The sequence below is a fragment of the Acinetobacter sp. UBA2063 genome, from assembly GCF_002333245.1.
In the GTDB taxonomy this organism is placed as follows: Bacteria; Pseudomonadota; Gammaproteobacteria; order Pseudomonadales; family Moraxellaceae; genus Acinetobacter; species Acinetobacter parvus.
Genome location: NZ_DDAH01000183.1, coordinates 1 through 9,453, shown reverse-complemented (window position 1 = coordinate 9,453; position 9,453 = coordinate 1). Strand labels below are relative to the sequence as shown.

At 41.4% G+C, this 9,453-nt stretch carries 11 protein-coding genes and 1 tRNA gene; 10 read left to right on the top strand and 2 right to left on the bottom strand.

All coding sequences use genetic code 11. The features are described from left to right. Positions 1-240 precede the first annotated feature (240 nt). Both B4H32_RS08975 and B4H32_RS08970 read left to right on the top strand, forming a co-directional pair. Positions 241-786: a 1-acyl-sn-glycerol-3-phosphate acyltransferase gene (locus B4H32_RS08975; protein ID WP_004682304.1), complete on the top strand. Its 546-nt coding sequence runs from the start codon at positions 241-243 to the stop codon at positions 784-786. Between the two features lie 134 nt (positions 787-920). After that, the gene (locus B4H32_RS08970; protein ID WP_004682305.1) at positions 921-1,670 is read left to right on the top strand and encodes a YebC/PmpR family DNA-binding transcriptional regulator; all 750 of its coding nucleotides are present in this window, start codon (positions 921-923) and stop codon (positions 1,668-1,670) included. Positions 1,671-1,714: 44 nt separating this feature from the next. Here the strand turns inward: B4H32_RS08970 and B4H32_RS08965 are convergent, their stop codons facing one another. Both B4H32_RS08965 and B4H32_RS08960 read right to left on the bottom strand, forming a co-directional pair. Continuing rightward, entirely contained in the window at positions 1,715-2,185 is a 471-nt protein-coding gene (locus tag B4H32_RS08965; RefSeq protein ID WP_004661600.1) for an Lrp/AsnC family transcriptional regulator, read from the bottom strand. 470 nt (positions 2,186-2,655) lie between these two features. After that, the gene (locus B4H32_RS08960; protein WP_004682306.1) at positions 2,656-3,426 is read right to left on the bottom strand and encodes a glutathione S-transferase family protein; all 771 of its coding nucleotides are present in this window, start codon (positions 3,424-3,426) and stop codon (positions 2,656-2,658) included. Between the two features lie 208 nt (positions 3,427-3,634). On the opposite strand from B4H32_RS08960, the gene ychF reads away from it, so the two are divergent. The 8 genes from ychF to queF all read left to right on the top strand — a co-directional run bounded on the left by ychF (position 3,635) and on the right by queF (position 9,429). Next, positions 3,635-4,726 (top strand): redox-regulated ATPase YchF, encoded by a 1,092-nt coding sequence (gene ychF, locus B4H32_RS08955; protein ID WP_004679664.1) that lies wholly within the window; start codon positions 3,635-3,637, stop codon positions 4,724-4,726. Positions 4,727-4,797: 71 nt separating this feature from the next. Further along, the gene (locus B4H32_RS08950; RefSeq protein WP_228127228.1) at positions 4,798-5,091 is read left to right on the top strand and encodes a hypothetical protein; all 294 of its coding nucleotides are present in this window, start codon (positions 4,798-4,800) and stop codon (positions 5,089-5,091) included. A gap of 88 nt (positions 5,092-5,179) precedes the next feature. Further along, positions 5,180-5,863, top strand: a complete 684-nt coding sequence (locus tag B4H32_RS08945) for a 3'-5' exonuclease (RefSeq protein WP_004682309.1) — start codon at positions 5,180-5,182, stop codon at positions 5,861-5,863. A 148-nt stretch (positions 5,864-6,011) separates the two neighbouring features. Next, complete coding sequence (locus B4H32_RS08940) at positions 6,012-6,593, top strand: hypothetical protein (protein WP_004679669.1); 582 nt, start codon at positions 6,012-6,014, stop codon at positions 6,591-6,593. A 116-nt stretch (positions 6,594-6,709) separates the two neighbouring features. Next, positions 6,710-6,785, top strand: a tRNA-Arg gene (locus B4H32_RS08935). Positions 6,786-6,911: 126 nt separating this feature from the next. Then, positions 6,912-7,847, top strand: a complete 936-nt coding sequence (locus B4H32_RS08930; RefSeq protein WP_004682310.1) for an ABC transporter ATP-binding protein — start codon at positions 6,912-6,914, stop codon at positions 7,845-7,847. Continuing rightward, positions 7,844-8,617 carry an ABC transporter permease gene (locus B4H32_RS08925; protein WP_004679673.1) on the top strand — a complete coding sequence of 258 codons (774 nt, stop codon included), beginning with the start codon at positions 7,844-7,846 and terminating at the stop codon, positions 8,615-8,617. The genes B4H32_RS08930 and B4H32_RS08925 overlap by 4 nt, the downstream gene beginning before the upstream one ends. Beyond that, entirely contained in the window at positions 8,614-9,429 is an 816-nt protein-coding gene (gene queF, locus B4H32_RS08920; protein WP_004757862.1) for an NADPH-dependent 7-cyano-7-deazaguanine reductase QueF, read from the top strand. Before B4H32_RS08925 ends, queF begins: the two co-directional genes overlap by 4 nt. The last annotated feature ends 24 nt before the right edge of the window (positions 9,430-9,453 follow it).

Sequence of the window (9,453 nt, the reverse complement as noted above, 5' to 3'; positions counted from 1 at the left end):
TAAATTTAACTTAAATTACAAGCAGATGATTTTATCAAGTCGCTAAAAAACGAAGTAAAACCAAAAACTGCGCTGATTCTATCTGATCTCTGCATCTTGAGTAAAGATAATATCTGCATATTTTGATTAATTAAGAAACATCCAAATTTCTTTTTAGTGTGGAATTTTAGGATATGTATTTTCTAAAAAACTCGCATTACACTGCTGCCATTCATCATTCATTTGTCATGTATTTCTGCCATGAAAAAATTCTTAGGAAAATCTATTTTTAAAGCAACGGGTTGGACATATAATGTCAATCCAGCCATTTTAGAAAACAAACAAGTTATTATTGGCTTTGAACACACCTCAAATCTGGACACCATCCTGTCACTTGCACTATTTGAAATTTTAGAGCTTAAAATCCATACGCTTATCAAAAAAGAACTGTTTAAAGGCCCTCTTAAAACGATTCTGGAAAAGCTTGGTGGCATCCCTGTTGACCGCAAGGCCAGCAAAGATATTGTCACACAAATGGTTGAGTTGTTTAATCAAAATGATCATTTCAACCTTGTGATTGCACCTGAGGCAACACGTGCCAAAGATGGCGAAGAACGCAAGCCAATTCGGACTGGTTTCTGGCATATTGCCAAGGCAGCCAATGTACCCATCATCCTGATGTACGCCAATGCCAAAACCAGGCAAGGCGGTATTTTAGGTAAAATTTATCCAACCGACTTGCAGCAGGATTTAGAAAAAATCAAAACCTTGTATGCCGAATATGGCATCGATGTGAAAATTCAATAGCGTTTGTTCTGTTCACGTTAAGATCATCAGGCCAATTTTAAATTTGGAATATCAAATACGGTTGTTTTCAACAAAACCATCGCTATGCTAATATTCCTGCACTTTTTTAAGTTTTAATTTTTGGAGTTATTTCCATGGCAGGTCATTCTAAATGGGCCAACACAAAGCATCGTAAAGCAAAACAAGATGCCAGCCGTGCTAAAGTCTTTACTAAATATATTCGTGAAATCGTTACAGCAGCGAAACTAGGCGGTGGCGATCCAGCCAGCAATCCCCGTCTGCGTGCAGTGATTGAAAAAGCACTTTCAGTGAATATGACGCGTGATGCAATCAACCGAGCTGTTCAGCGCGGTGCAGGTGGCGAGGATAATGAAGATTTAAACGAAGTCACTTATGAAGGTTATGGTGTGGGTGGTGTTGCCGTTCTGGTTGAAACCATGACAGACAACTTAAACCGTACTGTGCCAGACGTCCGTCATTGCTTCTCAAAAAATAATGGTAACCTAGGCACATCGGGTTCAGTGGCTTATTTGTTTACCAAACGCGGTGAAATTAGCTTTGAAGATGTGTCTTTAGAAGACAAAATCATGGATGTGGCGCTGGAAGCTGGTGCAGAAGACATCGAAGTTTCTGAAGATGGCATCCTGGTTATTACCACGCCAGAAAGTTTTGGTGATGTACAAGATGCCTTGAATGCTGCGGGTCTAAAGTCCGACAATGCAGAAGTGGTCATGAGCCCATCAACCAAAGCTGAAATCACAGATATTGATCAAGCCAAGCAAATCATGAAAATGATTGATATGTTTGAAGATCTGGATGATGTTCAAAACGTCTATACCAACGTTGAGTTCTCTGAAGATGTTTTAGCGCAGCTTGATGTCTAAACCACTCAGATGAATAAAAAATGCATCTTTTTAGATGCATTTTTTTATAGCTTGTTCAAAAGCTTATAGCAGTTAAATACGTTATATTCCTTAATCACAAAGCTTGAATGTAGTGCAACCACGCTGTCAATCTTGCCAATACGGCGTAACAGGATTTCACTGTAGTCATCCATATTGCGAGCCACCAGTTCCAGAATAAAATCTGCACTCTGCCCTGTCACTAAAAAGGCATTGGTGACTTCTGGAATATCTTCAATTTCTTGCAGGAATTTATCAAAGGTTTCACTATCATGCTTGCTCAATGAAACTTGTAAAAGAATATGTAAGCTAAAGCCGAGCTTATTAAAATTAATTTCCCGTTTGAGCTGTCCCATCACCTGAGACTCAATCAGGTTCTTGATCCGACGGTGTACTGAACTGACAGATAGGTTAATACGCTCTGACAGTTCATTCAGGTTGACATCCTCATGGGTCAAAATTTCCAGAATCTGTTTATCAAAACGATCTAATTCCATTGTACAGTCCTCAGTCTAAAATTAGGTGGCATCGGAACTGTTCTCTTATGTGTAATTTTTGGGGGGATCAAGGGAAAAACATACGTTTAACTTTTGACCATACTACATAGATAATGTAGACACTATTCCGATAAACTTTTGGCTTATCTTTGTCTCAAGCTCGAAACCAAACTTTTTAAATCACGGTTCAACTGTCTCCCAAAAGTTGAACAACTGGTTTCGATTCCCTTGCGGAACTTATCGTTCCTCACCCTGAAACGTAAGATAGCAAAGCTCTTTCATAATTATTTCCCTCTTTTCATTTTTTTTAAAGCAATTTTGGAAATAAATTCCAATTTTTAATTAAAAAAAGGAATTTTCTTTTAGATATTAAACTCATTAATCATTTTTTCTTATATCTTGTGAAAGATGTCTATTTTTTTCTCATAAAAAAGCCCTAAACATTTTAGGGCTGATGTATAGCGGAAAATTTACATCCCTCGCCAATCAACACGGGCATTACGCTCAGTGGCATAAATACGCTGTGCATATTGTCCAAGTGGTAAATCCAGTAAATAGTCGTGATACTGCTTTAATTCGTCTGAGAACTGTTCAATATCATCATTTTCCAGTTCCCACGGTGTTCCCTTGATCACCAGCAAGGGTGCAAGGACTGAACAGACCGAAATATCAGCCAAACCCAGACGATCCCCCACCAAGTAACGCCCCTGATTATCAACCAGACGCTGATTTAAATCGGCGATTATCTCTGTCATGCGAATTTTGGATTTAGCGACTTTTTCGGGATTAAGCTTATAGTTGGTTGAGACCAGACTTTTCAGAATTGGTTTAGAAATCTTCTCAAACTGGCGTAAATAGCCTTGTTCACCCATCATGATTTCAAGCGGATGATCACCCACTAAAAGTGCCTGTGCCAGTGACCAGCGGCGTACATGGATACCCAGCTCATTTGCCAGTTTATCAATTTGCAGCGCCTGATCACGCAATTGCTCATCCCGTCTTAACAGTGTATGTTCAGGATAGGTTGCATCCAGATATAAGGCGATTTGGGTCGAATCAGCAATCCAGCGTTTACCATCTTTCAGCATTGGCAATAGGTATTGCCCTGACTTGAAATAGGTAAACGCACGATGAAAACCAGGAATTAAATTATGTGCCACATAGTCCAATTCCTTATGATCCAACAACCAGCGAGCTTTTTCACAATAATGAGACAAAGGAAATTGGTATAAAACCCGCATAAATTCTCCAAATTTATTTTTCTATTCGTTCAAACCTAAGGTTTGCCATACTTTAGAAGTAAAAATGAATGATTACAATGTCATTTTTTTCCTATCTCCTGTAATTTGGGCGAGATCGACTTTTCATTCCAGCCATGACCTGACTTTGTCATGGCTTTCATGTAAAATCAGCAGCAATTTTTTAAATAACACATTTGTGAGTGGTTTCATGGGTTTTAATTGCGGTATTGTTGGTCTGCCAAACGTAGGTAAATCTACATTATTTAATGCATTAACAAAGGCAGCCATTGCTGCTGAAAACTTTCCGTTCTGTACCATTGAACCCAATACAGGGATTGTACCTGTACCAGATGCACGTCTGGACAAACTTGCGGCGATTGTAAAACCTCAGCGTATTCTGCCAACCACCATGGAATTTGTTGACATTGCAGGACTGGTTGCGGGCGCATCCAAAGGTGAAGGCCTCGGTAACCAGTTCCTTGCCAACATCCGTGAGACGGATGCGATTGCCCATGTGGTGCGTTGCTTTGAAGATGAAAACGTCATTCACGTGAATGGTAAAATTGACCCGTTGGATGACATTGCCACCATCAACACTGAACTTGCACTGGCTGACCTTGATACTGTTGCTAAAGCATTGTTACGCTTAACCAAAGCAGCAAAAGGTGGTGACAAAGATGCCATTGCAACCAAGGCAGCTTTGGAAAAAATCCAGCCTTTACTGGATGAAGGTAAGCCAGCACGTGCAGCAGACCTCTCTGATGATGAGCGTAAGGCAGTCCGTGGTTTTGGTTTAATGACACTCAAACCAACCATGTACATTGCCAATGTGGCGGAAGATGGTTTTGAAAACAATCCACATCTTGACGCCGTAAAAAAATTGGCTGCTGAGGAAAATGCGATTGTTGTTCCACTTTGCAACCAGATCGAAGCTGAAATTTCATTACTGGAAGATGAAGACCGTGCTGAATTTCTGGAAGCGATGGGAATGGAAGAGCCAGGCTTAAACGTGGTGATCCGTGCAGGTTATAAATTACTTGGCCTACAAACCTACTTTACTGCAGGTGTACAGGAAGTCCGTGCCTGGACCGTTAAAGTGGGTGCCACAGCGCCACAGGCGGCAGGTGTGATTCACACGGACTTTGAAAAAGGCTTTATCCGTGCTGAATGTATTGCATATGATGACTTCATTCAATACAACGGTGAAAACGGTGCGAAAGAAGCGGGTAAATGGCGTTTGGAAGGCAAAACCTATATTGTTCAGGATGGCGACGTATTGCACTTCCGTTTTAATGTGTAATCATTTATAACAATGTAATGGAAAAGACCTTAGAACGATTATTCGCATGAAATACCAACCTACGACGTTTATTGATTTTACTCATACTCGTCGTGTTGGGCATCATTGACCTTGATGGCGTCAAGGCAGTCAATGACACTCAGGCAAATCACTGTGACCAGCGTATTAGAGCATTATTTCAGGAAAGTGGTTTAAAACAACAATACCGCGTGGACTTTAGTATGGGTTTAGCAATCTTGACTGAACTACCTGAAAATCTTGAGGATGCAACCAAGATTGCAGACCAGCTCATGTATGAGTCAAAGTCTTTGGGTAAATCTCAAACCACCATTCAAAGTTTTACGAATACTGAACCAGCATTTTAGGCTGGGCTCAAACAGCGATTATTTGACGGCACAATAAATAAATTTCTTGTAAGATAATAAAATTCTAGACTTCATATAGGACCACTTCATGCAAGCCATTATTCTGGATACTGAGACACATACACTGAATGGTTTGCCAATCGAAATCGCCTATGCGCCGATTAAAATTGAAAGTGGAAAATTAAGTCTGGATAAGAGCCAAATCTTTGATCAGCTTTATCAGGTCAATCAACCCATTTCCTATGCGGCAATGGCCGTACACCATATTCTGGAATCAGATTTGGTCGATCAGCCCAATTACCGTGAATTCCAGCTACCAGAACAGACGAGCTATATTATTGGACATAATGTGGATTATGATATTGCCGCAATCGCACGCTGCGGGGTTGATACATCCAAACTGAAACCAATCTGCACCCTTGCCCTGGCCCGCCATGTTTGGGAAGATGCGGAAGCACACAATATTTCAGCCCTGATTTATTTAATTTCAAAAGGCAGTGACAAGGCGCGGGAAATGCTTAAGGGTGCGCACCGAGCCGATGCCGATATTATCCTGACAGCCAATATCCTGATGCACATCATTCACCGCCTCAATATTCAGGATATTGAACAACTTTATATTGCTTCAGAAGAAGCTCGTATTCCAAAGAGCATCACTTTCGGCAAACATAAGGGTACTGCCATTCAGGACCTGCCTACCGACTATATTCAATGGTTACTACGTCAGGATGATCTTGACCCTTATTTACGCAAGGCACTGGAAACTCAGTGAGCCAAATACTCCATAACGTGTCGCACTGTTAGATTATTTTCCACTTACTCCAAACAAGACAATGATATTTAATAAATTGTTAACATTATTGTCATCTATTCACCGTATCTTAATCTCCATCTAGTTCTTGGCTGGGGGAGATCCAGAAATGTCACATTTTTTTAAAACGGAACTTGGGCAAAATGCGTTGCAGCAACGCAATATTGAGCTGACCGCACGTCAACGCCGTTTATTGTTACTGATTGATCACGAAGACTTTCAGGACCTAAACCATGACTATAAACAAAAAATTGCACCAACAGAACTGGTGCAACAACTGATTGATATGGGCTTATTGGCGCAGCAAGCTACGCAACCCCCAGTAAAAAATGAAATAAAAGAAGATTTAAGTGTTCAAGTCAACGAAGTGAACAGTTCAGAAACATCCGCTATAAAAGAAGTATCTGAAATCAATACTGTTCCTGTCCAGCAGATTCAACCAGAAAATATTTCACTGGAAAAACTCGCTTTTGTTGAAATTCAGCAAGTGATGATTCAGACCTTAACCACCTATTGCGGCTTGATGGCTCGTCCACTGGTACAAAAAGTTCAGTCCATTAAAACGCTACAACAATTGAAAGCGTGTCAAATGCAATGGATTACCTCATTACAGGAATCCCGTATTCCACCAACCCAACTGAATCAAACGCTAAAACTGATTAATTATTCAGTTCAGCATTTATCATGCTGATTTTGTAAAAATGGCTGAATAAAAGCAGAAATCGTTGTTTTAATAAACAATAACGGCCTTAAGCGAAGTTATATACTTTACCTATGTGCTTTTTTTGCCTATGATGTGGCTCGCACGCGCTCATAGCTCAACTGGATAGAGTACAGGTCTCCGAAGCCTGCGGCGTGGGTTCGAGTCCCGCTGAGCGCACCATCTTCTTAAGATACTTCCCTTTCTGTGATCGTTCTGTTTTTAACACGCCATAAACCTGTTTTTCCACTTGGTTTATTCTTTTATATCGCTCAAAATACGCATTCTATTAAATAACGTGAGACGTTCATGACTGATGCTTTGGTGTTGAGCGATTTGTCCAAAACTTATCGTAATGGTTTTCAGGCATTAAAAGGTATTGATTTAACTGTGCCTGAGGGTGAATTTTATGCACTACTGGGTCCAAATGGTGCAGGTAAATCAACCACAATCAGTATCATCAGTTCCTTAACCAAAAAGACATCGGGTTCGGTTGAAATCTTTGGGCATAACCTTGATACCCACCCCTCACATGCCAAACAATGTCTTGGTGTCGTCCCACAAGAGTTTAACTTTGGTCAGTTTGAAAAAACCTTTGATATTCTGGTGACCCAGGCGGGTTATTACGGTATTCCGAAAAAACTGGCTGAACAACGTGCCGAACATTATTTAGAAAAACTGGGGTTATGGGAAAAACGTAATATCCAGTCACGCATGCTGTCTGGCGGGATGAAACGCCGCCTAATGATCGCCCGTGCCATGATGCATGAACCCAAACTCTTGATTTTGGACGAACCAACTGCGGGTGTGGATATTGAGCTACGCCGTTCCATGTGGGATTTCCTCACTGAAATGAATGAGAAAGGCACTTCAATCATCCTGACGACACACTATCTGGAAGAAGCAGAAATGCTGTGCCGTCGTATTGCCATCATTGACCGTGGTGTGATTAAGGAAGATACCAGTATGAAAGGTTTCCTTAATCAGTTGAACGAAGAATCCTTTATTTTCGATCTAGCACGACCGATTGAGCATTTACAACTCGATATTATCGGGTTCAAGTTTAATCTGGTCGATCCTGTGACTTTGGAAGTGACCATGGACAAGGCGCATAACATGAATGACCTGTTCCTGATCCTGCAATCACAGAATATTCAGGTCAACAGTATGCGCAATAAATCCAATCGTCTGGAAGAATTGTTCGTGAAAATGGTCGAGAAGAATCTTGCGGGAGCGAATCAATGAACTTCAATCAGCTTAAAACCGCACTCTGGACTTTGGTTGTTAAAGAAATTCGCCGTTTTATGCGGATTTGGCCACAAACCTTGCTGCCACCTGCCATCACCATGAGTTTATACTTTGTGATTTTCGGCAACCTGGTCGGCTCACGTATTGGTGAAATGGGTGGCTTTAGCTATATGCAGTTCATTGTGCCAGGCCTGATTATGATGGCTGTGATTACCAACAGCTATGCCAACGTCTCATCAAGTTTCTTTAGTGCAAAATTTCAAAAAAGTATTGAAGAACTGATCATGAGCCCTGTGCCCTTACACCTGATTCTTTGGGGTTATGTGATTGGCGGTGTAAGCCGTGGTGTGCTGGTTGGCTTGATTGTAACCCTAATGAGCCTGTTCTTTACCCATCTGGAAATTTACAATTTATTTGTGACGGTCTACACCGTCATCATTACTTCGTTGTTATTTTCACTTGGTGGTTTTATCAATGCCGTTTATGCCAAGTCATTTGATGATATTTCGATTATCCCGACTTTTGTATTGACCCCGCTCACCTATCTGGGTGGTGTCTTTTATGCGATTAGCGCGTTAAGCCCATTTTGGCAAAACCTGTCTTTAATCAATCCAATTGTCTATATGGTCAATGCGTTCCGTTACGGTATTTTAGGACACAGTGATGTCAATGTATCCTTTTCATTGAGCATCGTGACACTATGCTGCGTTGCCCTCTATGCAATTGCCTATCATTTATTAGCTCGTGGTTCAGGAATGCGTGAATGAGTGTTGAACTTTCCTTGTTGGGCAAAGACACCCAATACCCAACTCAATATCAGCCAGAGGTTTTGTTTCCAATTGCCCGCGCTGATTCCCGTCAACAATATGCACATATTGACGGCATTAGTCAGGGTAAGGATTGGTGGCATGTCTTTGAAATTTCATGGTTAAACCAGCTCGGTTTGCCACAGGTGGCGATTGGCCGCATCACCCTGCCAGCCAGCTCCCCCAACCTGATTGAATCAAAGTCGCTCAAGCTATATTTCAACAGCCTGAACTTTACCCAATTTCAGTCAAGAGAAACATTTATTGAAACAGTGGAACGTGACTTGTCTCAGGCTGCTGGTGCAAAGATTGAGCTACAACTGTTTCAGGTCGATGACTTGGCCATTTCCAAACCGACAGGCATCTGTATTGATGAGCTGATTCCTGAACGCCTGTCTGAACACCCAGACTCAAGCTTGCTGCAACTCGACTCAAGCAGTCAGGATCATGTTGAAATTGAACTGTATTCACATCTTTTAAGAAGCAACTGCCCTGTGACAGGCCAACCTGACTGGGGCACGGTTTTTATTCGTCTGCAAGGCAAAAGACCTTGTTATCGCAGTATGTTAGCCTATATTATCTCTTACCGTCAGCATAATGGTTTCCATGAGCAATGTGTTGAGCAAATATTTGCGGATATTTGGCAACTGCTTCAACCAGAAAAGCTGATGGTTTATGCAACCTATACACGCCGCGGGGGGCTGGATATTAACCCATGCCGTGTATCGGATTTGTCATGGATGCCCGAGCCAATTCGTCTGGCACGACAATAAAACGATTGACATCCTCCCCGACCT